Below are 26,145 nucleotides of genomic sequence, written 5' to 3' on the forward strand. Positions count from 1 at the left end.
AAAACGCAATCAACGCTGATACAGCGGATCTTCAACCCTGGCGGCGGTGAGATTGCCCCCTTCTTCTCGCACGATTTCCCATAACGCCTGGGCGGCGGTCGACAGCGAGCGGTTTTTCCGGCATGCCAGCATCAGCTGCCGCTCCATTACCGGAGTCAGTCGCTTCACCGCCAGATGGCTTCCCTGCGGTAACGGCAGCGCCAGCGCCGGCAGTACGCTGATGCCAATTCCCGATTCCACCATCGGAAACAGCGTTGCCGGATGGCCAATCTCCTGCACAATGTTCGCCCGGACAGCCAGCCTGCTGAGCGCCGCATCAATCAGCGGACGGCTGCCGGAAGCATAGTCCTGCAGGATCAGTCTCTCATTCTGTAGCGCCTGCCATGGCACTTCAGTCAGGCTGGCAAAAGGATGATCCTCCCGGCAGAGCAGCAAAAAAGGTTCCGCCAGGACTACCTCGCACTGCAGATCGGCCGCCGGGCCCGGATCAATCACGATGCCAAAATCCACTTCTCCCTGGCGAATACTCTCCAGGACCCACTGCTGGGGCCGGTCGTGCAGCACAAAATCGATATCAGGATAACGTCGATTACTGTGAGCAATACACTGCGGAATAAGGTGGGCGGAAATCGTCTGGCTGGCGGCGACCTTAACGGTGCCACTCAGCTGCTGGCCTACCCGACCGGCATCGCGCAGCGTCACCGCAAGCTCATCGAGCAAACGCTCCAGCCTGCCTGCCAGCTGCTGACCCGCCTCGGTGAGGACCACCTCCCGGGTGGTACGGTCAAGAAGACGGACTCCGGTCTGATGCTCCAGCTCCTTGACGCTGTGGCTGACGGCCGACTGGCTTAAGCCAATCATCTCCCCCGCCCGGCTAAAGCTCCTGGCGCGGGCAACGGTAACGAATACTTTTAACTGACGCAGAGAGTAATTCATCTTTTTAATTCATGAATAGATGCAATAAATCAATTTTATTTCTCAAATCAAAAAAAGCACAATAGCGCATCTCTTTTCAGGAGCGTTTATGAAACTTTTCCGCATTCTCGATCCGTTTACGGCAACCCTGGTCACCGTTGTCCTGTTGGCCTCATTCTTCCCGGCCCGTGGCGCTTTCGTCCCCTTCTTTGAACATCTCACCACCGCCGCCATCGCCCTGCTGTTCTTTATGCATGGCGCCAAACTCTCCCGGGAGGCAATTATCGCCGGCGGCAGCCACTGGCGTTTGCATCTGTGGGTGATGTGCAGCACCTTTATTCTCTTCCCGGTGCTGGGGGTTCTGTTTGCCTGGTGGGCGCCGGTGAAGGTCGATCCGATGCTCTACAGCGGCTTTATTTATTTGTGCATTCTGCCGGCCACCGTGCAATCCGCCATCGCCTTCACCTCGCTGGCCGGAGGCAACGTCGCGGCGGCGGTCTGCTCAGCTTCGGCCTCCAGCCTGTTGGGCATCTTTGTTTCACCGCTGCTGGTGGGGGTCCTGATGAACCTTCACGGCGCAGGCGGTAGCCTCGAGCAGGTCGGAAAGATCATGCTGCAGCTGCTGTTGCCTTTCGTGCTCGGCCATTTATCGCGGCCGTGGATCGGCAACTGGGTGGCGAAGCATAAGAAGTGGATTGGTAAGACCGACCAGACCTCGATTCTGCTGGTGGTCTACTCCGCCTTTAGCGAGGCGGTGGTGAACGGGATCTGGCATAAAGTGGGCCTGGGATCGCTGCTGTTTATCGTGGTAGTCAGCCTGGTGCTGCTGGCCATCGTCATCGCGGTCAACGTGTTCGTCGCCCGCCGCTGCGGCTTTAACAAAGCTGATGAAATTACCATCGTCTTCTGCGGTTCGAAAAAGAGCCTGGCCAACGGCATCCCGATGGCCAATATTCTCTTCCCGACCTCCATCCTCGGCATCATGGTGCTGCCGCTGATGATCTTCCATCAAATCCAGCTGATGGTCTGCGCGGTGCTGGCGCGGCGCTATAAACGGCAAACCGATGCGCGTCTCGCTCAGGAAAAGACTAACGCCGCCAAAGCCTAACGCGCTTTCTTCAGGGGCTGGACCAGATCGCTCAGCCCCTCGCTTTTAATCAGCAGGGTCAGCGCCATCAGCTCGCCGAGATGGCCGGCAGGGAATTGATCCTTGCGCGCGAACCACAATAAATACTCCTCCGGGACATCGATTAAACGACGCCCCTTGTATTTACCGAACGGCATCTCGGTATTGGCGATCTCGACCAGCTGCGCTTTATCCACGTTATTCTCCCAACAGGCGCATCATTTCGGCTTCGTCAATCACCTCGATGCCGAGCTCCTGCGCTTTCGCCAGCTTAGAACCCGCCGCTTCGCCTGCAATCACCAGATCGGTTTTCTTCGACACGCTGCCCGCCACCTTCGCCCCTAGCGCCACCAGACGCGCTTTGGCATCATCCCGCGACAACTGACTGAGGCTGCCGGTCAGGACGACGGTTTTGCCTGCAAACGGGCTGTCAATCTCTTCCGCCTTCACCACCACCGGCGCCGGCCAGTGAACCCCTTCCGCCAGCAGCTGCGCAATGACATCGCGGTTGCTCTCTTCGGCAAAGAAGTTGAAAGTATGGGTGGCGACGACGATGCCGACATCAGGGACCTTCTGCAGCTCCTCAATGGAAGCCTGCTCCAGGGCTTCGAGGGTGCCAAAATGCGCCGCCAGGCCTGCCGCCGTGGCTTCTCCTACCTCGCGAATGCCCAAGGCGTAGAGGAAACGCGCGAAGGTTGTCTCTTTGGCTTTCTCGAGAGCGTTGACCACGTTTTGCGCGGACTTCGGTCCCATCCGATCCAGCCCGGTCAGTTTCCCTGCGGTCAGCCGGAACAGATCCGCCGGGGTATGAACGTACTCTTTCTCCACCAGCTGGTCGATGATCTTATCGCCCATGCCGTCAACGTCCAGCGCGCGACGGGAGACAAAGTGCTTGAGCGACTCTTTGCGCTGCGCGCCGCAGATCAGGCCGCCGGTACAGCGGGCTACCGCCTCGCCTTCCACTCGCTCAACGTCTGACTGACAGACCGGGCAGTGGGTCGGGAATTCAACATCCCGGGCATCTGCCGGACGTTCGGAAAGCACCACGTTGACCACCTGAGGGATCACGTCGCCTGCCCGGCGAATCACCACCTTGTCGCCGATTTTCAAGCCTAAGCGTTCAATCTCATCGGCGTTATGCAAAGTGGCATTACTCACCAGCACGCCGGCGACATGGACCGGCTCCAGGCGCGCCACCGGCGTAATCGCCCCGGTGCGGCCCACCTGGAACTCCACGTCCCGGACGAAAGTCATCTGCTCCTGGGCCGGGAACTTAAAGGCCACGGCCCAGCGCGGCGCGCGGGCGACGAAACCCAGCTGTTCCTGCAGCGCCAGCGAATCGACTTTGATCACCACGCCATCAATGTCAAAGCCCAGATGGGGACGATCTTCCTCGACTTTACGATAGTAAGTGAGCACTTCCTCGGGGGTATGGCAAAGAGTGACGCGATCGCTCACCGGTAATCCCCATGCTTTAAACTGCTGTAAACGGGCCGAGTGGCTGGCCGGCAGCTCACCGCCCTCCAGCACCCCAACGCCGTAGCAGAAGAAAGTAAGCGGTCGCTTCGCGGTGATGCGCGGGTCCAGCTGGCGCAACGAGCCCGCCGCCGCATTGCGCGGGTTAGCAAACACTTTTCCGCCGGTGCGGCGAGCTTCTTCATTGATTTTTTCGAACCCGGCCTGCGGGAGGAACACTTCCCCGCGCACCTCCAGGCGTGCGGGGATATTATCGCCATGCAGCCTGAGCGGGATGGTGCGGATGGTTCGCACGTTAGAGGTAATATCCTCGCCGGTGGTGCCGTCGCCGCGGGTCGTCGCCTGCACCAGCACGCCGTTTTCGTAGAGAATGCTCACCGCGAGACCGTCGAGCTTCAGCTCGCAGCAGTAGATGAGCGGGTCAGTGCTTTTCAGGCGATCCAGCACCCGCTTGTTGAAGGCCAGAAAGCTCTCTTCGTCAAACACGTTGTCCAGCGACAGCATCGGCACTTCATGGCGGATCTGGCTGAAGGCGGTCAGTGGCGCCGCCCCCACGCGCTGAGTCGGCGAATCCGGGGTAATCAGCTCCGGATGCTGGCTCTCCAGCTCGCGCAGCTCGCGCATCAGCCGGTCATACTCCGCATCGGGCACTTCCGGCGCGTCCATAACGTGGTACAGGTATTCATGATGGCGAAGCGTGGTTCGCAGTTCAGTCAGTTGTTGTTCGATCGGTTCCATATCACACCATCAATGATAAAAAACCCCCGACAGGCGGGGGTTGAGAAGGAGTTGAGATAACGCGGGACGTCAGGCGTTCGCGTCTTTCACTTCGCGAATACGATCCTGGTATTCACGCAGTTTTTGCGGCGTCATCATGCGACGCTGATCGTCAAGCACCACGCCGCCCACTTCATCGGCGATATACTGCGCAGACTGCAGCATCAGCTTGAAGTTCTGCAGTTCATCACCGTAGGAAGGGACCTGCATAAAGATAGTCACCCCAGGGGTCATCATATCCGCCATGCTGTCCGGATTGAAGGTCCCCGGCTTCACCATGTTGGCCAGGCTGAACAGCACCGGGCCGCTGCCGTCCGGGCTCAGATGGCGGTGGAAAATATTCATTTCACCAAACTTGAAGCCGGCCTGCTGGATGCTATTGATAAGCACCTCGCCGTTAAGCTGCGCGCCATGGTGCGCGGCGACGTTCATCACGATGACCGTCTCTTTACGCTCTTTCGGCTGTGGCGCTGCAGGCTGCTGCGGCTCTGTCGGCTGCGGTTCAGCCACCGCGGGCTGCGGCGCGGCAACAGGCTGTGGCGCAGGCTGCTGCGGAGCGGCCGGCTGCGGCTGGGCGACGGTCGGGGTCACCGGCTGCGGCGCGACAGGCTGTTGCACAACAGGCTGCGGCTGGTGTTGCGGTTGCACGGGCGGCTGCGCGGGTTGCGGCTGTTGCCAGCCCGGCTGCGGAGCCGCATGCGGCGCAGACGGTTGTCCCTGCGGTTGTACCGGGGCCTGGCGCGGCGGCGGCGCCTGACGAACCGGTTCCTCAGGACGCACAGGCTGCTGCATCTGGCGCTCGTAAGGCGGCTGGTACTGGTGCTGCGGCGCCTGACGAGGGGCTTCATGCTCCCCATGCGCGCCGTGCGGAGCGTGAGTCACCGGATGAACGCGGACTTCACCTACGCCTTCAACATTATCATCAAAGTCGTCGTTTTCCGACTCATCGTCGCGCGACTTCATACGTTTCAGTGGGCGATCGCGAAACATCGAAGAACGTTCTTTACGGCTGGTCCAGAAACCATGTACCAGTAAAGCGATTATGGCGATCGCGCCAACAATGATTAATATCAGACGCAAATCCTGCATCATTATATTCTCTGTTGTTCTAACACCTTGCCACCACGGCAAACATTTACTCACTAAGAGTATTTGCCGATTACCTCAAGTGCAAGTGCGTCGGTCGCTTTCACCACATAAAGATGAACTAAATCGTGCTTTTTGCTGTTTTTTCGAACATTTCCTAACTGGTTATTGTCTGACGACCCGATAAAATAAGCGAGCATTCACACTGGATGTTAAAAAAGGAGCAATGCCTGGCTATGGTTTCATCATCCGCACCGACCCCGCGTAGCGGCGTACACTATTTTTCGCAGGGCTGGAAACTCATCGGGCTGCCGGGCATACGTCGTTATGTCTTCCTGCCTTTACTGGTTAACGTGCTGCTGATGGGCGGTGCTTTCTGGTGGCTGTTTACCCGTCTCGACAGCTGGATCCCTTCGCTGATGAGCCATGTACCTGACTGGCTGCAGTGGCTGAACTACCTGCTGTGGCCGGTGGTGGTGCTGTCGATCCTGCTGGTGTTTGGCTACTTCTTTTCTACTATTGCCAACTGGATTGCCGCCCCGTTCAGCGGCCTGCTGGCGGAACAGCTGGAAGCGCGTCTGACTGGCGCCACCCCGCCGGACGTCGGCGTCTTTGGCATCATGAAGGATATTCCACGCATCATGAAGCGTGAGTGGCAGAAGCTGGCATGGTACCTGCCCCGCGCCATCGTGCTGTTGCTGCTCTACTTTATACCCGGCGTTGGCCAGACGGTGGCTCCGGTACTCTGGTTCCTGTTCAGCGCATGGATGCTGGCGATTCAATACTGCGATTACCCCTTCGATAACCACAAGGTCCCCTTCAGGACCATGCGCGAAGCGCTGCGCAGCCGCAAGGTGATGAATATGCAGTTTGGCGCGCTCACCAGCCTGTTCACCATGATCCCGGTGTTAAACCTGGTGATCCTCCCGGTGGCTATCTGCGGCGCCACCGCCATGTGGGTCGATTGCTATCGCGACAGACACGCCAGCTGGAAGTAGTCGTCACACCTCCCCCGGGGAGCGGCGAGCGCCGCTCCTTATATCTCCGCTTATTCCTTCTTGCTCATCATTATTTCCCTTACGCATATAGATATGCTAAATCCTTACTTCCGCATATTCTTTAAGCGGGTATGCTGATGCCGTACCCCCAAATTTCATACAGTTAAGGACGGGCCATGAGTAAGATTTTTGAAGACAACTCCCTGACTATCGGTCATACGCCGCTGGTACGACTGAACCGAATTGGTAACGGTCGTATCCTGGCAAAGGTAGAATCTCGTAACCCGAGCTTTAGCGTAAAATGCCGTATCGGCGCCAATATGATCTGGGATGCTGAAAAGCGCGGCGTGCTGAAACCTGGCGTGGAACTGGTCGAACCGACCAGCGGCAACACCGGTATCGCCCTCGCCTACGTGGCGGCGGCACGCGGCTACAAGCTAACGCTAACCATGCCGGAAACCATGAGCATTGAGCGTCGTAAGCTTCTGAAAGCGCTGGGCGCCAACCTGGTGCTGACCGAAGGCGCCAAAGGCATGAAAGGCGCCATTCAGAAAGCGGAAGAGATTGTCGCCAGCAACCCGGAAAAATTCCTGCTGCTGCAGCAGTTCAGCAACCCGGCTAACCCGGAAATCCACGAAAAGACCACCGGTCCGGAAATCTGGGAAGACACCGACGGTCAGGTGGATGTCTTCATCTCCGGCGTCGGTACCGGCGGTACGCTGACCGGCGTCAGCCGCTACATTAAAAACACCAAGGGCAAAAAAGATCTGATCACCGTCGCGGTTGAACCGACCGATTCGCCGGTCATTTCCCAGGCGCTGGCGGGTGAAGAGCTCAAGCCGGGCCCGCACAAAATTCAGGGCATCGGCGCCGGCTTCATTCCTGGCAACCTGGATCTGAAGCTGGTGGACAAAGTAATCGGCATCACCAATGATGAAGCGATCTCCACCGCACGCCGCCTGATGGAAGAAGAAGGCATCCTGGCGGGTATCTCTTCCGGGGCCGCCGTTGCCGCGGCGCTGAAGCTGCAGGAAGATGAGGCCTTTACCAATAAGAATATTGTGGTTATCCTGCCTTCCTCGGGTGAGCGTTATTTAAGCACCGCGCTGTTTGCCGATCTCTTCACCGAGAAAGAACTGCAACAGTAGTGCCAGCTTGTAAATAATGTGTAAAAAAGCACCTTTTCAGGTGCTTTTTTGTGGCATACGTCAAAGTTTTACCCCTCCTGGCATTGATTCACCTCGTAGGGTCTGGTATTTAACCAGCACATTTATTTTGATGCGCGAAATTATTCAGAAGAGGATTTCCGCCAGCTGAATCGATTTTATGATTTGGTTCAAGTCTTCCTTTCGCGGCATAATGTTTAATGACGTGCTAGACGTCAATGGCCCGCAGGTCTTCGCAGCGCCAGGCGCTGCCGACGCCAAGGCCGGAAACGTAACGCCGGCGCTAACAATACAGGCTAAAGTCGAGTCGTTAGACTAGACTTTAGGTCCACAACACTAAACCTATAAGTTGGGGAAATATAATGTTCCAGCAAGAAGTTACCATTACCGCTCCGAACGGTCTGCACACCCGCCCTGCTGCTCAGTTTGTTAAAGAAGCTAAAGGCTTCACTTCTGAGATCACTGTAACCTCCAACGGCAAAAGCGCCAGCGCCAAAAGCCTGTTCAAACTGCAGACTCTGGGCCTGACCCAGGGCACCGTAGTGACCCTCTCCGCGGAAGGCGAAGATGAGCAGAAAGCTGTTGAGCATCTGGTTAAACTGATGGCTGAACTCGAGTAAGTTCACGGGTTCTTTTTCATATCAGTCACAAGTAAGGTAGGGTTATGATTTCAGGCATTTTAGCATCCCCGGGTATCGCCTTCGGCAAAGCACTGCTGCTGAAGGAAGATGAAATTGTCATCGACCGGAAGAAAATTTCTGCCGATAAGGTTGATCAGGAAGTCGAACGTTTCCTGAGCGGCCGCGCCAAGGCCTCCGCCCAGCTGGAGGTCATCAAAACCAAAGCTGGTGAAACTTTCGGTGAAGAAAAAGAAGCCATCTTCGAAGGGCATATTATGCTGCTGGAAGATGAGGAGCTTGAGCAGGAAATCATAGCCCTGATTAAAGATAAGCACATGACTGCCGACGCGGCAGCCAATGAAGTTATCGACGGTCAGGCCACTGCCCTGGAAGAGCTGGACGATGAATACCTGAAAGAACGTGCGGCTGACGTACGTGATATCGGTAAGCGCCTGCTGCGCAACATCCTTGGTCTGGCTATCATCGATCTGAGCGCGATTCAGGATGAAGTCATCCTCGTCGCCGCCGATCTGACCCCGTCTGAAACCGCACAGCTGAACCTGAAAAAAGTGCTGGGTTTCATCACCGACGCGGGCGGTCGTACCTCCCACACCTCCATCATGGCGCGTTCCCTGGAACTGCCGGCCATCGTGGGCACCGGCAGCATCACGGCGCAGGTGAAAAACGGCGACTATCTGATTCTCGACGCGGTGAACAACCAGGTTCTGATCAACCCGTCTAACGAGCAAATTGAAGCGCTGCGTAATCTGCAAGCTCAGGTTGCGGAAGAAAAAGCCGAACTGGCGAAACTGAAAGATCTGCCGGCGATTACTCTCGACGGCCATCAGGTTGAAGTGTGCGCCAACATCGGTACCGTTCGCGACGTCGAAGGTGCTGAGCGCAACGGCGCCGAAGGCGTAGGCCTGTATCGTACTGAATTCCTGTTCATGGATCGCGACGCGCTGCCAACCGAAGAAGAGCAGTTTGCGGCTTATAAAGCGGTGGCTGAAGCCTGTGGCTCTCAGGCCGTTATCGTGCGTACCATGGACATCGGCGGCGACAAAGAGCTGCCGTACATGAACTTCCCGAAAGAAGAGAACCCGTTCCTCGGCTGGCGTGCCGTGCGTATCGCCATGGATCGTAAAGAGATCCTCCGCGATCAGGTTCGCGCCATCCTGCGTGCCTCCGCTTTCGGTAAGCTGCGCATTATGTTCCCGATGATCATCTCTGTTGAAGAAGTGCGTGCGCTGAAGAAAGAGATCGAAATCTACAAACAGGAACTGCGTGACGAAGGTAAAGCATTTGACGAATCCATTGAGATCGGCGTGATGGTGGAAACACCGGCTGCGGCGACCATTGCTCGTCATCTGGCCAAAGAAGTTGATTTCTTTAGTATCGGCACCAATGATTTAACGCAATATACTCTGGCAGTTGACCGTGGTAATGATATGATTTCACATCTTTACCAGCCGATGTCACCGTCTGTACTGAATCTGATTAAGCAAGTTATTGATGCTTCTCACGCTGAAGGTAAATGGACTGGCATGTGCGGTGAGCTTGCGGGCGATGAACGTGCTACACTTCTGTTGCTGGGTATGGGGCTGGACGAATTCTCTATGAGCGCCATTTCCATCCCGCGCATCAAGAAGATTATTCGTAACACGAACTTCGAAGATGCGAAAGTATTAGCAGAGCAGGCTCTTGCTCAACCGACAACGGACGAGTTAATGACGCTGGTTAACAAGTTCATTGAAGAAAAAACAATCTGCTAATCCACGAGATGCGCGGCCCAAATTACTGCTTAGGAGAAGATCATGGGTTTGTTTGATAAATTGAAATCTCTGGTTTCTGATGACAAGAAAGACACCGGAACTATTGAGATTGTTGCTCCCCTCTCCGGTGAGATCGTCAACATTGAAGACGTGCCGGATGTGGTTTTTGCGGAAAAAATTGTGGGCGATGGGATTGCCATCAAACCGACCGGCAACAAAATGGTCGCGCCGGTAGACGGTACCATTGGTAAAATTTTCGAAACCAACCATGCGTTCTCTATTGAATCTGATAGCGGCATCGAGCTGTTCGTTCACTTCGGTATTGATACCGTTGAACTGAAAGGCGAAGGCTTCAAGCGTATCGCTGAAGAAGGCCAGCGCGTGAAAGTCGGCGACCCGGTTATCGAATTCGATCTGCCGCTGCTGGAAGAGAAAGCCAAGTCTACCCTGACTCCGGTGGTTATCTCCAACATGGACGAGATCAAAGAGCTGATCAAACTGTCCGGTAGCGTGACCGTGGGTGAAACCCCGGTAATCCGCATTAAGAAGTAATGATTGCTGCATAGAAATGGCGCCGAAAGGCGCCATTTTTTTATATCGCGTGGGTCACCGGCTGATAGCATTTTTCGCGAGATAAGAGACGCAATCCTTCCGGGGTGCTCTCCAGAATGCGCCGCTCGCCGTCAGAGACCAGCAGTTCGCACTGATATCCTCCGGCCAGGCCGAACAGCGACCGCGCCACGCAGGCATCCTCCAGCGCCGCCTCCCCTGTGGTATCAAAATGACCAACAATGCGTCCCTGCTGACGGATCACTAACCGATAGCTTTTCATCTCTGTTGCTCCAGCGGCGGCAGGATCAGTTCGTCACACCCCTGCGCGGCAGTCCAGTTCATCACCTCCAGCACGCGCTGGGCGGCTGCTTCCGTCGCTGCCCCCAGCGCCAGGCCCGAAAGCAACCCGCTCACCAGCTCAGCGCAAAACAGATCGCCGGTACCCTTCAAGTCCGTCTCCACCCGCGGGTGAACCACCACCTGCACTGCATCGGCCGTCACCACCAGCACATTGATTGTCGAAGCGGCCTCTCCTGGCGCGCTGGTGATCACCACCCACTTGAGACTGTCCGACAGCAGGCTTCGCGCCGCGGCGACCGCCTCCTGCTGATTGCGACAGCGCCGGCCGCTCAGCGTCTCCAGCTCAAACAGATTAGGGGTGATCCCTTGCGCCAGCGGCAGCAGGTGCTGACGATAGGCTTCCGGGATCTCGGCCTTGACGTAGATGCCGCTGTCGACATCGCCAATCACCGGATCCACCAGAATACAGAGATCGGGATGGCGGTCGCGGACCCGCGTCAGCCACTGCGCCAGGCGTTCAATTTGCACGGCGTTGCCCATATAGCCGGTGGTCACCGCACGCAGTTCGCGCAACGCGTCGCGCTCCTCAAGCGCCTGCAGGTACCCGACAAACCACTCCTCCGGGATAATGCCGCCATAGAACGTCTCATAATGGGGCGTATTGCTGAACAGCACCGTCGGCACCGCCAGCACGCGCAAACCGTGCTGTTTAATCGCCGGTACCGCGATACTGTTGCCGACGCTGCCGTAAACTACCTGCGACTGCACGGCGACGATATCGACTTCCGACGCCCGGCTTTTGTCGTGAAAGAGCACTGATTGTATGTCATCTTGCTGGCCCATCTTTTCTCCCCCCGCTGGACAGCGGGTCACGCTCTGATTATGATTCGTCCTATGCTAAATTTCATTTTGTCATAGGTCAATAATGTTTGCCGGAAAAACCGCCAGCGATATCTTCGATCATATCCGCCATCTGGTGCAGAGCGGTGGCTTGCAGCCCGGAGAAGTTCTGCCGCCGGTACGCGAGCTCGCCAGCCAGCTGGCGGTGAATCGCAATACCGTCGCCGCCGCCTATAAACGGCTGGTGACATCTGGTCTGGCCGTGAGCCAGGGACGAAACGGCACGGCCATCAAAGCACGGGATCCGCTGCCGGCGCTGGAGGGCGGTGACCCCACGACGCCGCTGAACGATCTCTCCAGCGGCAATCCGGACCCCGCCAGGCTGCCTGATTTAGCACGCTATCTGGGCCAAATTGCCCGCACGCCCCACCTGTATGGCGATGCCCCCATCGAGCCGCGGCTTGGCGAATGGGCTGAGGCATGGTTTTCCGGGGAGATAACCGTTCCCTTTGCCCTGAACCTCGCCAGCGGGGCGATTGACGCGCTGGAGCGTCTGCTGTGCGCCTTGCTGCTCCCCGGCGACGGCGTGGTGGTTGAAGATCCCTGTTTTCTTAGCAGCATCAATATGGTGCGTTACGCTGGCTTTACCCCCTGCCCGGTGGCGGTGGATGCCGAGGGGATGGATCCTGTCGGGCTGGAGGAGGCGTTACGCAACGGCGCGCGGGCGGTGATCTTAACCCCGCGCGCGCACAATCCTACCGGCTGTAGCCTGACGGAAACCCGGGCGCATGCCCTGCGGGAGGTGCTGGTCCGTTATCCGCAGGTGCTGGCGATCGTCGATGACCATTTTGCCCTGCTGTCGGCTACGCCCTGGTTTTCTCCTCTGCCCGCGAGCACCCAGCGCTGGGCGGTGGTGCGTTCGATGTCAAAAACCCTCGGGCCAGACCTGCGGCTGGCCTTTATCGCCAGCGATATCGACACCTCCTCGGCGCTGCGCCTGCGGCTTAACGCCGGCAGCCAGTGGGTCAGTCATCTGCTGCAGTATCTGACGCTGGCCTGTCTCACCGATGAGGCATTTATCGCCTCGATGACGGAGACCCGCCGTCACTATCGCCAGCAGAATGAGAAACTGGCGGCAGCGCTAGCCCGTCACGGCTACAGCCATGCTACGCCTGGCGACGGCCTTAATTTCTGGCTGCCGCTGCCAACGGCGAGCCAGCCCTACGCCTTACGCCTGGCCCGCGCCGGCTGGCTGGTCCGCGAGGGGGAGGTGTTTGGCATTCGTACGCCCTCCCACGGGCTACGCCTGTCGCTGGGCCGCCTGAATGACGATGAGATTGCCCGCCTGGCGGCCGATATAGCCCAGGTCTTAGACGCTCCCTGACGCAGGCAGTGCGTCGAACGCATCGGGGAGTGGTAGCTACTGCCGACAAGTTACTGTAAAAATAAACGAAAACAGGCGTAGTCTTACCTGCATGCCCGGATCGTCGAAACGGATGAAACGCTCACGGTGGCGGACACATCGCTCACAATAAGGAGCACCAGAGATGCATCACATTGACCTGACCCTAAAAGCAGTCATCGAAGCCTGCGACCGCGCTATCTCGCAGGAAGATTACGATACCCTGATGGGCTATTACGCGGAAGACGCCGCGCTGGTCGTCAAACCGGGCATGGTGGTCAGAGGGAAAGAGAATATCCGCAAAGCGTTTATCGCCATTGCCGACTATTTCCAGCACCGGCTGATAGTGACCCAGGGGAAAATGGAGGTCATTGAGGGCGGCGGCAATGCGCTGGTGATAATGGAGACCCGGCTGGATATCCCGACGGCACAGGGGATAACACAGGTTACGCGACGCGCAACCTATGTCTTTCAGAAGCAGGGGGAGCGCTGGTTGTGCACGGTCGATAACTCCTACGGCACCGACCTGCTCGATGATTAAATACCCGCTCCCTGGCTAAAGTGTTCCTCGCCGAACACGCCGGTGGAGAGGTAGCGATCGCCGCGATCGCAGACGATCGCCACCACCACCGCGCCTGGATTTTCGCGGGCGATACGTAACGCCCCGGCTACCGCGCCGCCAGAGCTGACGCCGCAGAAAATGCCTTCCCGCACCGCCAGCTGACGCATGGTGTTCTCGGCATCCTGCTGATGAATATCCAGCACCGCATCCACCAGCGAAGCGTTAAAGATCCCCGGCATATACTCTGCCGGCCAGCGGCGGATCCCGGGAATACTGCTGCCCTCCTCCGGCTGCAGGCCGACGATGGTCACCGGTTTACTCTGTTCGCGCAGAAATCGTGACACGCCGGTAATGGTGCCGGTGGTCCCCATACTGGAGACAAAGTGGGTGATACGCCCTGCGGTCTGCTGCCAGATTTCCGGCCCGGTGGTGGTGTAGTGGGCGTAGGGGTTGTCCGGGTTGTTAAACTGATCGAGCAGTTTGCCCTCCCCGCGCTGAGCCATCTCGAGGGCCAGGTCGCGAGCCCCCTCCATCCCCTGCTCTTTGGTGACCAGGATCAGCTCGGCGCCGTAGGCGCGCATCGCGGCCCGGCGCTCCTGGCTCATGTTGTCGGGCATCAGCAGCTTCATCCGGTAGCCTTTCAGCGCGGCGATCATCGCCAGCGCGATACCGGTGTTGCCGCTGGTCGCTTCGATCAGCACGTCGCCGGGCTGAATTTCGCCGCGCTTTTCCGCTTCGACGATCATCGACAGCGCAGCGCGATCTTTCACCGAACCGGCCGGATTATTGCCTTCGAGTTTGACCCAGATTTCGCTGCCGTTGTCCGGTCCGAGACGCTGAAGTTTGACCAGAGGGGTATTGCCGATGGTGTGTTCGAGTGTATTCACGATGTTTACTCAATAAAAAAGCCGGGCGGCGCTTCGCTTACCCGGCCTACCAGACGCGTGATAATTTCAGACCGGGTAAGCACAGCCTCACCCGGCAAAAGCACATGGATTTAAGCTATCAGGCCGACTGCGCCAGAGCAAGCTCGCCGCGCGGCTCGATACGCTCGGTACCGTTGTACAGGCGCGCATTTTGCAGCCCGACGAACAGCCGTTCGCCGCGGGACGGCGCCTCATCGCCCGTTAACACCACGCTCAGCGGTTCGTCATACCACCCCAGAGGCTGGACGACTAATTGGGTGTAGTGTCCTTTCGGACTGGCCTCCAGGACCTGCACCGGCAGCGGCGAATCCAGGCTGGTTCGGCGGCTGATGTCCACTTCCCACGGACGCAGGAACAGATCCACCGGCCCCTGGTATGCCGGGGTATAGCCTAACGGCCAGCGGTGGGCGCCAACGTGGAACTGTCCGCCGCGGATAACCCCCTGCAGACGATTCACTTCCCCCATGAACTCCAGCACGAAGCGGGTGGACGGCTCACGCCACACGCGTTCAGGCGCATCGGCTTGTTCGATGTTGCCCTGGCTCATCACCACCACCCGGTCGGCAACTTCCATCGCCTCTTCCTGATCGTGGGTGACGAACACGCTGGTAAATTTTAGCTCTTCATGCAGCTGACGCAGCCAGCGGCGCAGCTCTTTACGCACCTGCGCATCCAGCGCGCCGAAAGGTTCATCCAGCAGCAGAATTTGCGGCTCTACCGCCAGGGCGCGCGCCAGCGCCACGCGCTGCTTCTGACCACCGGACAGCTGCGCCGGATAGCGATCCGCCAGGTGAGCCAGCTGCACCATCTCCAGCAGTTTGGTCACTTTGGCTTTAATCGCCGCCGCATTGGGTCGTTCACGGCGCGGCAGCACGGTCAGGCCAAAAGCGATGTTATCGAACACCGTCATATGGCGGAACAGCGCATAGTGCTGGAAGACGAAGCCCACTTTACGGTCGCGGGCGTGCATCCGGCTGACGTCGGTGCCGTGGAAGCGGATATGACCGCTGGTCTGATGCTCCAGCCCGGCGATAATCCGCAGCAGGGTAGTTTTCCCGGAGCCGGAAGGCCCCAGCAGCGCGACCATTTGTCCGGAAGGGATATCCAGCGAGATATCATTCAGCACCTGGGTGCGACCAAACGATTTCTTAATATTGGCAATCTCAATGCTCATGATTTCCCTCCTGTTGCGCGCGTTTTTCCTGGTTGGCCAGACGCCATTGCAACATACTCTTTAAAAACAGGGTCAGAATAGCCATTAACGTCAGCAGGGCCGCGGCGGTAAACGAGCCGACGGTGTTGTAATCCTGCTCCAGTAATTCAATTTGCAGCGGCAGCGAAAGCGTTTCTCCGCGGATCGAACCGGAGACCACCGATACCGCGCCGAATTCGCCGATGGCGCGGGCGTTGGTCAACACCACGCCGTACAGCAGCGCCCAGCGAATATTGGGCAACGTCACCCGGCGGAACATCTGCCATCCGGAAGCCCCCAGCAATACCGCCGCCTCATCTTCATGGCTGCCCTGACTCATCATCAACGGCACCAGCTCACGCACCACAAACGGACAGGTGACAAAGATCGTCGCCAGCACCATGCCCGGCCAGGCGAACATGATTTGCAGATTATGTGCATCAAGCCAGCCGCCCAGCGGACCGTTAGAGCCGTAGAACAGCAGATAAACCAGACCCGCGACCACTGGCGAGACGGCGAACGGGATATCCAGCATCGTCAACAGCAGCTGGCGTCCCGGGAACGTAAAGCGCGTGACCAGCCAGGCCAGCAAGGTCCCGAACACCAGGTTCACCGGCACGGTAATCAAGGCGATCATCACCGTCAGCCAGATGGCGTGCAGCATGTCCGGGTTCGCCAGGTTTTCCAGCACCGGCATTAACCCTTTGCTGAAGGCCTGGATGAAGATGTAGAGCATCGGCACCACAAGGATGAAGGCGGAAACCAGCATCCCGACGCCAATCAGAAACCATTTGCCCCAGTTGATGCGGGGCGCGTCGTAGCGTTTCAATTGAGTAACTTCCGCCATTAGTGACCTACCACGCGTCGACCAAAGCGACTCTGCAGGGTATTGATGGAAAACAACAGCAGCAGCGAGGCGGCCAGGATCACTGAGGCGATGGCGCTCGCCGCCGGATAGTCAAACTCCTGCAGACGAATAAAGATCATCAGCGACGTCACTTCCGTCTTCCACGCGATGTTGCCGGCGATAAAAATCACCGCGCCGAATTCGCCGAGGCTGCGGGTAAACGACAAGGCGATGCCCGCCAGCAGCGCCGGCGACAGCTCCGGCAGGACCACCTTGCGAAAACTCTGCCAGCGCGTGGCGCCCAGCGTTTCCGCTGCCTCTTCATATTCCGGTCCCAGCTCTTCCAGCACCGGCTGCACGGTACGCACCACGAACGGGATGCTGGTGAAAGCCATCGCCACGGCGATACCGAGCCAGGTATAGGTCACTTTAATATCGAACTTCGCCAGCCATTCCCCGTAAATGCCGTTTACCGAAAACAGCGAGGCCAGGGTCAGGCCGGCTACCGCCGTCGGCAGCGCAAACGGCAGGTCCATTAAGGCATCCAGCAGCGTGCGGCCCGGAAAACGATAGCGGGTAAGGATCCACGCCATCAGCAGACCGAAGACGCCGTTAAAAATCGAGGCCACGAACGCCGACAGCAGCGTCACCTTATAGGCCGCCACCACCTGCGGGTTGGTGATCACATCCCAGTACTGCGCCCAGCTCATCTGCGCCAGCTGCATCACCAGCGCGCTGAGCGGTAATAACAGAATCAGACAGACAAACAGCAGGCTGGTGCCGAGGCTCAGGGTAAAGCCCGGCAGCACGCGCTTGGACGACACAGCAAACATTACTTACGCCCCGCCGCCAGCAGTTTGTCCAGTTCGCCGCCGCTGGCGAAGTGGGTTTTCATCACCTCAGGCCAGGAGCCAAACTTGTCCTCCACGCGGAACAGTTCGGTCTGCGGGAATTTATCCTTCAGCGAATCCATCACTTTCGGGTTGTTTACCCGATAGTAGTAGTCGGTAATGATGGTCTGCGCCTGCGGGCTGTAGAGCCAGTTCAGATAGGCTTTCGCCGCCTTTTCCGTGCCGTTGGCTTTGACGTTTTTATCCACCCAGGCCACCGGGAACTCCGCCAGAATGTTGGTTTTCGGGATCACCACTTCAAATCCCTGCGCCTCATACTGCTTGCGAATATTGTTCACTTCCGACTCGAAACTGATCAGCACATCGCCCAGGCCGCGCTCGGCGAAGGTAGTGGTCGCCCCGCGTCCGCCGGTGTCGAAGACTTCGACGTTCTTCAGGAACTGGGTCATAAACTGTTCGGTTTTGGCTTTATCGCCACCGTCGGCTTTATCCGCCGCGCCCCAGGCCGCCAGGTAGGTGTACCGCGCGTTGCCCGAGGTTTTCGGGTTCGGGAAGATCAGCTTAACGTCAGAGCGGACCAGGTCGTTCCAGTCATGAATGTTTTTCGGGTTGCCTTTGCGCACCAGGAAGCCCATCGTCGAATAGAACGGCGAGCTGTTGTTTGGCAGGCGGCTTTGCCAGTCGGCCGGGATCAGGTTGCCTTTGTCATGCAGGATCTGCACGTCCGTCACCTGGTTGTAGGTCACCACGTCCGCCTTCAGGCCCTGCAGGATCGCCAGCGCCTGCTTGGAAGAGCCGGCGTGCGACTGCTTGATGGTCAGCTTGTCTCCACCATTGTCCTTCGCCCACTGCTGCTCAAAAGGCGGGTTAAGGGCGGCAAACAGCTCGCGGGAGACATCATAGGAGCTGTTCAGCAGCTCCGTCGCCTGCGCCTGCGCCACCAGCAGCAGGGAAGCCGCCAGCGCCAGATATCCTTTTTTCAGTGATTTAACGGCCATTGCGCACCCTTATCAAAAATGATCATTTACTGATGATCATCATATTTATAACGGGTACGAAAGGAGTAACGGTTTTATATACCGTTTGGCGATTTGGAAGTCGAAAAGGGAATAAGCACCTGGCAAAGCTTAGCTGAAAGCGGCTCGCAGATTAGACGTGTCATTGTGACAAACGGCAGCCAGGCGCGCACTGTGTTTATATGAAAAACACACAGATATTTGCTCGTCAGCTCAGACGTAGCTTAACGCCAACAGAACGTCGACTATGGTACTTACTGCGCAACCGCCGTTTTGCTTGCTATAAGTTTCGCCGCCAGCATCCCGTTGGTCCCTATATTCTCGATTTTGCCTGCTGCGCAATACGGCTGGCGATTGAACTGGACGGCGGCCAACACGATGACGCCGCACCCGCTGGCAACAGAGCGAGGGATGGCGTGTTTTACGCTTCTGGAATAATGAGTTTGAAGAGCATGAAGATGCGGTGATGGAGGCGATACTTGAAGCACCTGAGCCACCAATGCCCTCACCCCGCCCCTCTCCCTGAGGGAGAGGGAGAAAGAGAGTCCGCACGCAGATTCCATAACCGCACCGAACAGTTCCCTCTCCCTCAGCGAGAGGGAGAAAGAGAGTCCGCACGCAGATCCCATAGCCGCACCTTACCGTACCCTCTCCCCTTTGGGGAGAGGGTTAGGGTGAGGGGAAAAATTACAGCGCCTGGATACGCTCCAGCGACGGCGCGAAGTAATATCCGCCGGTCACCGGTTTGGTGAAGCGCAGCATCGCATCGCGTTTGCCGTCGGTATCGCCGAACATGCTCAGCAGCTGCTGCTCGATGTTGTACAGACGCGCGCAGTAAGCGCAAAAATAGAGGCCATGGGTACCGCTGGCGGTGCCATACGGCAGGCTCTGGCGAACAATTTTCAGCCCTTTGCCATCTTCTTTTAAGTCAACGCGGCTCAGGTGCGACGTGACCGGACGTTCGTCGCCATCGATCTCTTCATTGGCTTCCTTGGTGCGGCCGATCATCATCTCCTGATCCGGCACGCTCATGCGGTTCAGCTGTTTGAGATTATGCTCCCAGCGCTGGACGAACACGTAGCTGCCGCCCGCATCCACGCCGTCTTTAATGACCGCCACTTCACGACGGGTTTCTTCCCCCGCCGGGTTTTCGGTGCCGTCGACGAAGCCGCTGAGGTCACGCTCTTCCACCCAGCGGAAGCCGTGGATCTCTTCTTTCACCTCGATAGCGTCGCCAAAGGCGGCCAGCGCGGCCTGCGCTACCGAGAAGTTCACTTCATGGCGGGCGGATAAAATATGAATCAGCAGGTCATACTGGGTGGCCGGCGCCAGCCCTTTGCCGTAGACCGGAAAATCTTTTAACTCTTCCGCCCCTTCGCCGCCGCTCAGCTGACGCCAGACGTTATTGCCGAACGCCACCACGGCACCGAGTTTGGCGTCAGGGAATTTAGCCTGAAAGGTGGCCACTTTATCGACAAAAATTTTGCTCGCTTCGCGCAGGGCGTTAACGTCCCCTTTGACATTGGCTTCAATCCAAATCGCCGCGCGGCAATGTTCCGGCAAAATGCCGCTCTGAACCTGAGACATCGCTCCTCCTGAAATGATGCAACCACAACGCTGTCGCGTTGCTAACGCGCCATTGTAACCGTTTTTCAGGGCCGTCGTGTCTCTTCAGATCAATTTAGCGACGCCAGATAATTTTGCTGACCTTCCAGTTTTTCAGCGTATCGTCGGAGGGCATCAGTTCGTCCGGGCCGCTCCAGTGGCCGGTGAAGGCGTAACTGATATGCTGGCTCCCCTCGGCCTGACACTCGACGACCGCCCCGTTGTCATTGCTGCCTTTCTGGCAGTTGCCGAAGGCTTTGCTGTACAGATCGCTGAACGGTGTGCCGATTTTCACGCCGCTGGCGGTTTTGATTTCGGCATCACGCACGTCAATCCGGCTGATGGCACCGTTGTCGCCATTGATGGTCAGCGCCACGCTGTTGTCTTTCAGCGCTTCAAAGTAGTGGACGATATTGCCCTTATCGGTCTTCATTCCGCTGCGCAAACGATAGTCGCCCCCCAGGGCATCGCTAATGGCCTGTTCGTTGAGCGGCGTGGACGCCGTCAGTTTACCCACCCCCTGCTCGGTCACCTCGGTGGAAGAACCAAACCAGTTCCACGGATAGGCCGCCGACCAGTTGACCGCGCTCATCGTTGAGCAGCCGGTGAGCGCCAGCGGAAGCGCGCAGAGCATTACACGTAGCGATTTCATTTCACAATCCTTTCTGAGTCATTCAACGCATGTTGGAGTTCACGATCGGTAAAAAGTGCCATTAAAAGCTAGTCTGGCGAAAACAGGCGCCGAGGCGACGGCTGGTTGCCAGCCACCACAGGGCATAGCCATCCGCGACCAGCAGCGCAATGGTCAGCGATGAGGGCGATTCGCCGCTCAGCCATAGCATCGGCTGCCAGAGCAACAGCAGCACTTGCGATAGCACCAGCAGCCAGCGCATCGCCCGCCACAGGCGCGGCAGGCGCTGACGATAGCCGCTAAGCAGAAAGGCTAGCACCGCCGGCACGCCGGGAAGTAAACCGAGCCAGAAGCGGTCGTGATCGGGATAGAACAGATTCAGAATCGCGTCGCCCTGCTGGCGCGACGCGCCGGCCATCAAGAACAGCACCCACGTGCGGGCCTGTAACAACAGTACGCACCAGAAAAGAAAAGGCAGGCGCAGACGGCCATGGGCATCAAAATCGGCGGGGATAAACTCAGTATTCTTCATCTTCAATCAGGCGTTTGCCCAGGGTCAGAACGTCGGCGTACTCATAGCCCAGCCGCTCATACATCCCCTGCACCACGTCGTTGTCCTCGCGGACCATAATATTGATTTTCGGGCAGCCGCGAGCAATCAGCTTTTTCTCGAGCCGGTTGAGCAACGCGTTCGCGATACCCCGGCCGCGATATTCCGGATGGACCCCCAGATAGTAGGCCGACCCGCGATGGCCGTCATATCCGCCCATCACCGTACCGACGACTTCGCCGTTCACTTCCGCCACCAGGAACAGGCTGACATCGTGATTCAGCTTGCGCTCAATATCCATCTCCGGATCGTTCCAGGGACGCAGCAGATCGCAACGCTCCCACAGCGTCACAACCTCTTCGAAATCCTGCTGGCGAAAAACGCGAATCTCCATGGTATTCCCCACCATTGACGGTTAAAAACAGTGATTATGGCGCGAATATGACTGATAGCCAATATCAGGCGAAATCAGCGACAAAAAATGGCATAATATGACTTTGTCATGTATTGAAATGAAAAGTAAAACAATTCTTATTTTGAATGGTCGTAACGGCAAACGCGATACGATATAACATTGGACATCACTTGTTTACAATTCAGGCCGAATGAGCACTTTTAAACCCTTAAAAATACTTGCTTCGCGCCGTCAGGTGCTGAAAGCCGGGCTGGCTGCCATGACGCTGAGCGGCGTCACTGCACAGGTCAGCGCAAAAGAGCAGCCACTGAAAACATCAAATGGACACAGCAAACCCGCCGCCAAAAAGGCCGGCGCCCGCCGCATTGTGATGCTCGACCCGGGCCACGGCGGCATCGACACCGGGGCTATCGGCCATAATGGCTCGAAAGAGAAGCATGTGGTGCTGGCGATCGCTAAGAACGTGCGCAGCATCTTGCGCAGCAACGGCATTGACGCCCGCTTGACCCGCACCGGCGATACCTTTATCCCGCTGTATGACCGCGTGGAGATTGCCCATCAGCATGGCGCCGATCTGTTTATGTCGATCCACGCCGACGGCTTCACCAACCCGAGCGCCGCCGGCGCCTCAGTGTTCGCCCTGTCAAACCGCGGGGCGAGTAGCGCCATGGCGAAATACCTCTCCGATCGCGAAAACCGCGCCGACGAGGTCGCCGGTAAGAAAGCGACGGATAAAGACCATCTGCTGCAGCAGGTGCTGTTCGATCTGGTGCAGACCGACACCATTAAAAACAGCCTGACGCTGGGCTCGCATATCCTCAAAAAGATCAAGCCGGTGCATAAGCTACACAGCCGCAATACCGAACAGGCGGCGTTCGTGGTGCTGAAGTCGCCGTCCATACCGTCCGTGCTGGTGGAAACCTCGTTCATTACTAACCCGAACGAGGAGAAACTGCTCGGCACCACCGCCTTCCGGCAGAAAATCGCCACCGCGATTGCCAACGGCATTATCAGCTATTTCCACTGGTTCGATAACCAGAAAGCCCATTCGAAGAGACGTTAATGAAACCCGATGCCGCGCAGGTTAAAACTTTTCTGCTCCAGCTGCAGGACAGCCTCTGTCAGCAGCTGAGCGCCGTAGATGGCGCGCCGTTTATTGAAGACGCCTGGCAGCGGGAAGGCGGCGGCGGCGGACGCAGCCGGGTGCTGCGCGAGGGCAATGTGTTCGAACAGGCCGGGGTCAACTTCTCCCACGTCCATGGCGACGCCATGCCTGCCTCCGCCACGGCCCACCGCCCGGAGCTGGCCGGACGCAGCTTTGAAGCCATGGGCGTCTCGCTGGTGGTTCATCCGCTGAACCCCTATGTGCCCACCAGCCACGCCAACGTGCGGTTCTTTATTGCCGAGAAGCCCGGCGCCGACCCGGTGTGGTGGTTCGGCGGCGGCTTTGATTTAACCCCTTACTATGGCTTTGAAGAGGATGCCGTCCACTGGCATCGTACCGCCCGCGATCTGTGTCTGCCGTTCGGCGAGGTAGTCTATCCGCGCTATAAAAAATGGTGCGATGAGTACTTCTATCTCAAGCACCGCCAGGAGCAGCGCGGCATCGGCGGTCTGTTCTTTGACGACCTGAACACCCCGGATTTTGACCACTGCTTCGCCTTTATGCAGGCGGTCGGGAACGGCTATGCTGACGCCTATTTACCCATCGTCGAACGCCGGAAAGCCACGCCGTACGGCGAGCGCGAGCGCCACTTTCAGCTCTATCGCCGCGGCCGCTACGTCGAGTTCAATCTGGTCTGGGACCGCGGCACCCTGTTCGGTCTGCAGACCGGCGGTAGGACGGAATCGATTCTGATGTCGATGCCGCCGCTGGTACGCTGGGAATATGATTACCAGCCGGAGGCCGGCAGCCCCGAAGCGGCGCTGAGCGAGTTTATTAAAGTGAAAGCTTGGATCTAAACGAAGCCAATTCAGACCAAAAGCCCCGGAGTACCGGGGCTTTTTTATGACGTTTACAGCGGTTCGGTTTGCGCTTCGACAACCGCCAGCGCCACCATATTCACGATGCGACGCACGGAGGCGATCGGCGTCAGAATATGCACCGGCTTCGCGACTCCCATCAGCACCGGCCCGACGGTTACCCCTTCCGAACTGGAGACGCGCAGCAGGTTATAGCTGATCCGGGCGGCTTCCATATTCGGCATCACCAGAATATTGGCCGACCCTTTCAGCGGGCTGTCCGGCATGCGATCGTTGCGGATGCTTTCCACCAGCGCGGCGTCGCCATGCATTTCACCATCGATCATCAGCTCCGGGGCGCGGGCCTTCACCAGCTCCAGGGTTTTACGCATCTTGCTGGCTGACGGGCAGTCGGCAGAGCCAAAGTTGGAGTGCGACAGCAACGCCACCCGCGGCTCAATACCAAAGCGACGCACGCTTTCCGCCGCCATCAGGGTGATCTCTGCCAGCTCTTCCGGCGAGGGATCGTGATTGACATAGGTATCGGCGATAAAAGTGTTACCACTCGGCAGCAGCAGCGCATTCATCGCCCCGGCGGTGCTGACGCCGTCGCGATAGCCGAACAGCGGCTGCACCACGCGGTAGTGGTCATGATATTCGCCGATAGTCCCGCAGATCATCGCATCCGCTTCGCCACGGTGAACCATGATGGCGCCAATCACTGTGGTGTTGCTAATCACCGCCCGCTGCGCCTGCTCCTGGGTAATGCCGCGGCGCTTCATCAGCTGATAGTACTCGCTCCAGTACTCTTTAAACCGCGGGTCGGATTCATTATTGACGATCTCGAAGTCAACGCCGGCCTTGATCTGCAGGCCCAGCTTCTGGATGCGCATTTCAATCACGCTTGGGCGGCCCACCAGAATCGGTTTGGCCAGCCCCAGCGACACCAGCTCCTGGGTGGCGTGCAGCACCCGGGTCTCCTCCCCTTCCGCCAGCACCACACGCTTCGGCTCTTTGCGCGCCTGAGAGAAGATAGGCTTCATAAACAGGTTGGTCTTATAGACGAACTCGCTCAGCTTCTCGATATAGGCGTCAAAATCAGCGATCGGGCGCGTCGCCACGCCGGAGTCCATCGCCGCCTTCGCCACCGCGGGGGCGATCTTGACGATCAGCCGCGGGTCGAACGGTTTCGGAATGATGTAGTCCGGGCCAAAGCTTAAATCCTGATCGCCGTAGGCGGAGGCCACCACTTCGCTCTGCTCAGCGTGGGCCAGCTCGGCAATGGCATGCACCGCCGCCAGCTTCATCTCTTCGTTGATCGCCGTCGCGCCGACGTCCAGCGCGCCGCGGAAGATGAACGGGAAGCAGAGCACGTTGTTGACCTGGTTAGGATAGTCGGAGCGGCCGGTGCAGATGATGGCATCATCGCGGACCTGCTTCGCCAGCGGCGGCAGAATTTCCGGCTCCGGATTGGCCAGGGCGAGGATCAGCGGCGCGCGCGCCATCTTCTTCACCATCTCCGGGGTCAGCACTTTCGGACCGGAGCAGCCGAGGAAAATGTCCGCGCCGTCGATCACGTCATCGAGGGTGCGTTTGCCGTCGTCTTCCACTGCATAGGCCGCTTTGGTTTCCGCCATGTTGGGCTCACGATCCTTATAGATAACGCCTTTCGAATCGCAGACCACGATGTTGTGCTTTTGCATCCCCAGCGCCACCAGCAGGTTCATGCAGGCAATTGCCGCCGCCCCGGCGCCGGAGACCACCATCCGCACGTCGGACAGATTCTTCTCAACGACGCGCAGGCCGTTGAGGATCGCCGCGGTGCTGATGATCGCCGTGCCGTGCTGATCGTCGTGGAAAACCGGAATATTCATCCGCTCGCGCAGCTGCTGCTCAATGTAGAAACACTCAGGCGCTTTAATATCTTCGAGGTTGATACCGCCGAAGGTCGGCTCGAGGGCGGCGACGACGTTAATGAATTTATCCGGGTCCAGCTCATCGACTTCGATATCAAACACATCGATGCCGGCGAATTTCTTAAACAGGACGCCTTTGCCCTCCATCACCGGCTTGCCGGCCAGCGCGCCGATGTTGCCGAGTCCCAGCACCGCGGTGCCGTTGGAGACCACCGCCACCAGGTTGCCGCGGGCGGTATATTTGTAGGCCGCCAGCGGATCTTTTTCAATTTCCAGACAGGGGGCCGCGACGCCCGGCGAGTAGGCCAGCGCCAGATCGCGCTGGGTGGCGAGAGGTTTGGTCGGCGAGACCTGGATTTTTCCGGGAACCGGAAATTCGTGGAAGTCGAGGGCGCTCTGTTTTAACTGCTCATCCATTTTATATTCCTTTCTTTCACGTATCGTTCGTAGGGAAAAAGCGTGATGACCATCCTGTCGTTCACCTTTCAGTGGCAGACAGTATCCCTCCTGGCGGGGCGATAAACTTTGAACACCGCCAAACTCTGGCCATCGCTATGATCTGGTTGTTATCAATTTATAGCGGTTATGTTACCCGGATTCGCCGCCAATAATAGCCCCGTCTGCTATGCTTTTTGGTTATGT

General features: G+C 57.9%; 26 protein-coding genes and 1 pseudogene. 11 read left to right on the top strand and 16 right to left on the bottom strand.

The annotated features are described in order from the left end of the window. Nucleotides 1-9 precede the first annotated feature (9 nt). A complete protein-coding gene (locus tag CE636_RS08185) occupies nucleotides 10-936 on the bottom strand; it encodes a LysR family transcriptional regulator (RefSeq protein ID WP_004202013.1) in 927 nt (308 codons plus the stop codon). Nucleotides 937-1,024: 88 nt separating this feature from the next. Here CE636_RS08185 and CE636_RS08190 point away from each other — a divergent pair, with 88 nt between their 5' ends. Next, a complete protein-coding gene (locus CE636_RS08190) occupies nucleotides 1,025-2,023 on the top strand; it encodes a bile acid:sodium symporter family protein (RefSeq protein ID WP_004202009.1) in 999 nt (332 codons plus the stop codon). Here the strand turns inward: CE636_RS08190 and CE636_RS08195 are convergent. From CE636_RS08195 to zipA, 3 genes are all read right to left on the bottom strand, one after another. Continuing rightward, the gene (locus tag CE636_RS08195; RefSeq protein WP_004202007.1) at nucleotides 2,020-2,238 is read right to left on the bottom strand and encodes a DUF3820 family protein; all 219 of its coding nucleotides are present in this window, start codon (nucleotides 2,236-2,238) and stop codon (nucleotides 2,020-2,022) included. The genes CE636_RS08190 and CE636_RS08195 overlap by 4 nt on opposite strands. Nucleotide 2,239: 1 nt before the next feature. Next, nucleotides 2,240-4,255 carry an NAD-dependent DNA ligase LigA gene (gene ligA, locus CE636_RS08200; protein WP_017900462.1) on the bottom strand — a complete coding sequence of 672 codons (2,016 nt, stop codon included), beginning with the start codon at nucleotides 4,253-4,255 and terminating at the stop codon, nucleotides 2,240-2,242. Nucleotides 4,256-4,324: 69 nt separating this feature from the next. Beyond that, nucleotides 4,325-5,386, bottom strand: a complete 1,062-nt coding sequence (gene zipA / locus CE636_RS08205) for a cell division protein ZipA (protein ID WP_004202003.1) — start codon at nucleotides 5,384-5,386, stop codon at nucleotides 4,325-4,327. A 230-nt stretch (nucleotides 5,387-5,616) separates the two neighbouring features. On the opposite strand from zipA, the gene cysZ reads away from it, so the two are divergent. The 5 genes from cysZ (at nucleotide 5,617) to crr (ending at nucleotide 10,488) form a co-directional block, all read left to right on the top strand. After that, the gene (gene cysZ / locus CE636_RS08210) at nucleotides 5,617-6,378 is read left to right on the top strand and encodes a sulfate transporter CysZ (protein WP_017900461.1); all 762 of its coding nucleotides are present in this window, start codon (nucleotides 5,617-5,619) and stop codon (nucleotides 6,376-6,378) included. Nucleotides 6,379-6,554: 176 nt separating this feature from the next. Next, nucleotides 6,555-7,526 (top strand): cysteine synthase A, encoded by a 972-nt coding sequence (cysK, locus tag CE636_RS08215; protein WP_004202001.1) that lies wholly within the window; start codon nucleotides 6,555-6,557, stop codon nucleotides 7,524-7,526. A 380-nt stretch (nucleotides 7,527-7,906) separates the two neighbouring features. Beyond that, complete coding sequence (ptsH, locus tag CE636_RS08220; protein ID WP_002913505.1) at nucleotides 7,907-8,164, top strand: phosphocarrier protein Hpr; 258 nt, start codon at nucleotides 7,907-7,909, stop codon at nucleotides 8,162-8,164. A 44-nt stretch (nucleotides 8,165-8,208) separates the two neighbouring features. After that, a complete protein-coding gene (ptsI, locus tag CE636_RS08225; protein WP_004201998.1) occupies nucleotides 8,209-9,936 on the top strand; it encodes a phosphoenolpyruvate-protein phosphotransferase PtsI in 1,728 nt (575 codons plus the stop codon). 42 nt (nucleotides 9,937-9,978) lie between these two features. Then, the gene (gene crr / locus CE636_RS08230; RefSeq protein ID WP_000522253.1) at nucleotides 9,979-10,488 is read left to right on the top strand and encodes a PTS glucose transporter subunit IIA; all 510 of its coding nucleotides are present in this window, start codon (nucleotides 9,979-9,981) and stop codon (nucleotides 10,486-10,488) included. A 40-nt stretch (nucleotides 10,489-10,528) separates the two neighbouring features. Here the strand turns inward: crr and CE636_RS08235 are convergent, their stop codons facing one another. Continuing rightward, nucleotides 10,529-10,768, bottom strand: a complete 240-nt coding sequence (locus tag CE636_RS08235) for a hypothetical protein (RefSeq protein WP_017900460.1) — start codon at nucleotides 10,766-10,768, stop codon at nucleotides 10,529-10,531. Beyond that, nucleotides 10,765-11,631 (bottom strand): pyridoxine/pyridoxal/pyridoxamine kinase, encoded by an 867-nt coding sequence (pdxK, locus tag CE636_RS08240; protein WP_017900459.1) that lies wholly within the window; start codon nucleotides 11,629-11,631, stop codon nucleotides 10,765-10,767. The genes CE636_RS08235 and pdxK overlap by 4 nt, the downstream gene beginning before the upstream one ends. A gap of 82 nt (nucleotides 11,632-11,713) precedes the next feature. Here pdxK and ptsJ point away from each other — a divergent pair, with 82 nt between their 5' ends. Together ptsJ and CE636_RS08250 are read left to right on the top strand one after the other, a co-directional pair. Beyond that, nucleotides 11,714-13,012 carry a transcriptional regulator PtsJ gene (ptsJ, locus tag CE636_RS08245; RefSeq protein WP_004201994.1) on the top strand — a complete coding sequence of 433 codons (1,299 nt, stop codon included), beginning with the start codon at nucleotides 11,714-11,716 and terminating at the stop codon, nucleotides 13,010-13,012. A gap of 163 nt (nucleotides 13,013-13,175) precedes the next feature. Continuing rightward, nucleotides 13,176-13,571 carry a YybH family protein gene (locus CE636_RS08250; protein ID WP_004201993.1) on the top strand — a complete coding sequence of 132 codons (396 nt, stop codon included), beginning with the start codon at nucleotides 13,176-13,178 and terminating at the stop codon, nucleotides 13,569-13,571. On the opposite strand, the gene cysM is transcribed toward CE636_RS08250, so the two are convergent. The 5 genes from cysM to cysP all read right to left on the bottom strand — a co-directional run bounded on the left by cysM (nucleotide 13,568) and on the right by cysP (nucleotide 18,406). Next, the gene (cysM, locus tag CE636_RS08255) at nucleotides 13,568-14,479 is read right to left on the bottom strand and encodes a cysteine synthase CysM (RefSeq protein ID WP_004201992.1); all 912 of its coding nucleotides are present in this window, start codon (nucleotides 14,477-14,479) and stop codon (nucleotides 13,568-13,570) included. The genes CE636_RS08250 and cysM overlap by 4 nt on opposite strands. 118 nt (nucleotides 14,480-14,597) lie before the next feature. Further along, nucleotides 14,598-15,692: a sulfate/thiosulfate ABC transporter ATP-binding protein CysA gene (cysA, locus tag CE636_RS08260; protein ID WP_004201991.1), complete on the bottom strand. Its 1,095-nt coding sequence runs from the start codon at nucleotides 15,690-15,692 to the stop codon at nucleotides 14,598-14,600. Continuing rightward, nucleotides 15,682-16,557: a sulfate/thiosulfate ABC transporter permease CysW gene (gene cysW / locus CE636_RS08265; RefSeq protein ID WP_017900458.1), complete on the bottom strand. Its 876-nt coding sequence runs from the start codon at nucleotides 16,555-16,557 to the stop codon at nucleotides 15,682-15,684. The genes cysA and cysW overlap by 11 nt, the downstream gene beginning before the upstream one ends. After that, nucleotides 16,557-17,390 carry a sulfate/thiosulfate ABC transporter permease CysT gene (cysT, locus tag CE636_RS08270; RefSeq protein WP_002913626.1) on the bottom strand — a complete coding sequence of 278 codons (834 nt, stop codon included), beginning with the start codon at nucleotides 17,388-17,390 and terminating at the stop codon, nucleotides 16,557-16,559. The genes cysW and cysT overlap by 1 nt, the downstream gene beginning before the upstream one ends. Continuing rightward, on the bottom strand, nucleotides 17,390-18,406 hold the full coding sequence (gene cysP / locus CE636_RS08275; RefSeq protein ID WP_017900457.1) for a thiosulfate/sulfate ABC transporter substrate-binding protein CysP: 1,017 nt from the start codon (nucleotides 18,404-18,406) through the stop codon (nucleotides 17,390-17,392). The genes cysT and cysP overlap by 1 nt, the downstream gene beginning before the upstream one ends. Nucleotides 18,407-18,606: 200 nt before the next feature. Here cysP and CE636_RS08280 point away from each other — a divergent pair. After that, a pseudogene (locus CE636_RS08280) lies at nucleotides 18,607-18,950 on the top strand (endonuclease domain-containing protein). Nucleotides 18,951-19,111: 161 nt separating this feature from the next. Here the strand turns inward: CE636_RS08280 and CE636_RS08285 are convergent. From CE636_RS08285 to CE636_RS08300, 4 genes are all read right to left on the bottom strand, one after another. After that, entirely contained in the window at nucleotides 19,112-20,011 is a 900-nt protein-coding gene (locus tag CE636_RS08285; protein WP_017900455.1) for a Dyp-type peroxidase, read from the bottom strand. Between the two features lie 94 nt (nucleotides 20,012-20,105). Further along, nucleotides 20,106-20,681, bottom strand: coding sequence for an RpoE-regulated lipoprotein (locus tag CE636_RS08290; RefSeq protein WP_017900454.1), 576 nt, complete (start codon nucleotides 20,679-20,681; stop codon nucleotides 20,106-20,108). Between the two features lie 61 nt (nucleotides 20,682-20,742). Further along, complete coding sequence (locus CE636_RS08295; protein WP_017900453.1) at nucleotides 20,743-21,192, bottom strand: DUF2919 domain-containing protein; 450 nt, start codon at nucleotides 21,190-21,192, stop codon at nucleotides 20,743-20,745. Next, the gene (locus CE636_RS08300; RefSeq protein WP_002913637.1) at nucleotides 21,179-21,604 is read right to left on the bottom strand and encodes a GNAT family acetyltransferase; all 426 of its coding nucleotides are present in this window, start codon (nucleotides 21,602-21,604) and stop codon (nucleotides 21,179-21,181) included. Before CE636_RS08300 ends, CE636_RS08295 begins: the two co-directional genes overlap by 14 nt. 211 nt (nucleotides 21,605-21,815) lie before the next feature. On the opposite strand from CE636_RS08300, the gene amiA reads away from it, so the two are divergent. Both amiA and hemF read left to right on the top strand, forming a co-directional pair. Then, nucleotides 21,816-22,688, top strand: a complete 873-nt coding sequence (gene amiA, locus CE636_RS08305) for an N-acetylmuramoyl-L-alanine amidase AmiA (protein WP_004201984.1) — start codon at nucleotides 21,816-21,818, stop codon at nucleotides 22,686-22,688. Next, nucleotides 22,688-23,587: an oxygen-dependent coproporphyrinogen oxidase gene (hemF, locus tag CE636_RS08310; protein WP_017900452.1), complete on the top strand. Its 900-nt coding sequence runs from the start codon at nucleotides 22,688-22,690 to the stop codon at nucleotides 23,585-23,587. Before amiA ends, hemF begins: the two co-directional genes overlap by 1 nt. Before the next feature lie 53 nt (nucleotides 23,588-23,640). Here hemF and maeB read toward each other — a convergent pair whose 3' ends face one another. Then, nucleotides 23,641-25,920: an NADP-dependent oxaloacetate-decarboxylating malate dehydrogenase gene (gene maeB, locus CE636_RS08315; RefSeq protein ID WP_004201966.1), complete on the bottom strand. Its 2,280-nt coding sequence runs from the start codon at nucleotides 25,918-25,920 to the stop codon at nucleotides 23,641-23,643. Nucleotides 25,921-26,145 lie beyond the last annotated feature (225 nt).

It is taken from the genome of Klebsiella sp. LY, from assembly GCF_004010915.1.
GTDB lineage: Bacteria > Pseudomonadota > Gammaproteobacteria > Enterobacterales > Enterobacteriaceae > Klebsiella > Klebsiella quasipneumoniae.

What these genes read in the sequence shown, in the direction of transcription:
- CE636_RS08185 (WP_004202013.1), bottom strand. Translation starts at nt 936, where the DNA reads ATGAATTACTCTCTGCGTCAGTTAAAAGTATTCGTTACCGTTGCCCGC.
- CE636_RS08190 (WP_004202009.1), top strand. Translation starts at nt 1,025, where the DNA reads ATGAAACTTTTCCGCATTCTCGATCCGTTTACGGCAACCCTGGTCACC.
- ligA (WP_017900462.1), bottom strand. Translation starts at nt 4,255, where the DNA reads ATGGAACCGATCGAACAACAACTGACTGAACTGCGAACCACGCTTCGC.
- zipA (WP_004202003.1), bottom strand. Translation starts at nt 5,386, where the DNA reads ATGATGCAGGATTTGCGTCTGATATTAATCATTGTTGGCGCGATCGCC.
- cysZ (WP_017900461.1), top strand. Translation starts at nt 5,617, where the DNA reads ATGGTTTCATCATCCGCACCGACCCCGCGTAGCGGCGTACACTATTTT.
- cysK (WP_004202001.1), top strand. Translation starts at nt 6,555, where the DNA reads ATGAGTAAGATTTTTGAAGACAACTCCCTGACTATCGGTCATACGCCG.
- ptsH (WP_002913505.1), top strand. Translation starts at nt 7,907, where the DNA reads ATGTTCCAGCAAGAAGTTACCATTACCGCTCCGAACGGTCTGCACACC.
- ptsI (WP_004201998.1), top strand. Translation starts at nt 8,209, where the DNA reads ATGATTTCAGGCATTTTAGCATCCCCGGGTATCGCCTTCGGCAAAGCA.
- crr (WP_000522253.1), top strand. Translation starts at nt 9,979, where the DNA reads ATGGGTTTGTTTGATAAATTGAAATCTCTGGTTTCTGATGACAAGAAA.
- CE636_RS08235 (WP_017900460.1), bottom strand. Translation starts at nt 10,768, where the DNA reads ATGAAAAGCTATCGGTTAGTGATCCGTCAGCAGGGACGCATTGTTGGT.
- pdxK (WP_017900459.1), bottom strand. Translation starts at nt 11,631, where the DNA reads ATGGGCCAGCAAGATGACATACAATCAGTGCTCTTTCACGACAAAAGC.
- ptsJ (WP_004201994.1), top strand. Translation starts at nt 11,714, where the DNA reads ATGTTTGCCGGAAAAACCGCCAGCGATATCTTCGATCATATCCGCCAT.
- CE636_RS08250 (WP_004201993.1), top strand. Translation starts at nt 13,176, where the DNA reads ATGCATCACATTGACCTGACCCTAAAAGCAGTCATCGAAGCCTGCGAC.
- cysA (WP_004201991.1), bottom strand. Translation starts at nt 15,692, where the DNA reads ATGAGCATTGAGATTGCCAATATTAAGAAATCGTTTGGTCGCACCCAG.
- cysW (WP_017900458.1), bottom strand. Translation starts at nt 16,557, where the DNA reads ATGGCGGAAGTTACTCAATTGAAACGCTACGACGCGCCCCGCATCAAC.
- cysT (WP_002913626.1), bottom strand. Translation starts at nt 17,390, where the DNA reads ATGTTTGCTGTGTCGTCCAAGCGCGTGCTGCCGGGCTTTACCCTGAGC.
- cysP (WP_017900457.1), bottom strand. Translation starts at nt 18,406, where the DNA reads ATGGCCGTTAAATCACTGAAAAAAGGATATCTGGCGCTGGCGGCTTCC.
- CE636_RS08285 (WP_017900455.1), bottom strand. Translation starts at nt 20,011, where the DNA reads ATGTCTCAGGTTCAGAGCGGCATTTTGCCGGAACATTGCCGCGCGGCG.
- CE636_RS08290 (WP_017900454.1), bottom strand. Translation starts at nt 20,681, where the DNA reads ATGAAATCGCTACGTGTAATGCTCTGCGCGCTTCCGCTGGCGCTCACC.
- CE636_RS08295 (WP_017900453.1), bottom strand. Translation starts at nt 21,192, where the DNA reads ATGAAGAATACTGAGTTTATCCCCGCCGATTTTGATGCCCATGGCCGT.
- CE636_RS08300 (WP_002913637.1), bottom strand. Translation starts at nt 21,604, where the DNA reads ATGGAGATTCGCGTTTTTCGCCAGCAGGATTTCGAAGAGGTTGTGACG.
- amiA (WP_004201984.1), top strand. Translation starts at nt 21,816, where the DNA reads ATGAGCACTTTTAAACCCTTAAAAATACTTGCTTCGCGCCGTCAGGTG.
- hemF (WP_017900452.1), top strand. Translation starts at nt 22,688, where the DNA reads ATGAAACCCGATGCCGCGCAGGTTAAAACTTTTCTGCTCCAGCTGCAG.
- maeB (WP_004201966.1), bottom strand. Translation starts at nt 25,920, where the DNA reads ATGGATGAGCAGTTAAAACAGAGCGCCCTCGACTTCCACGAATTTCCG.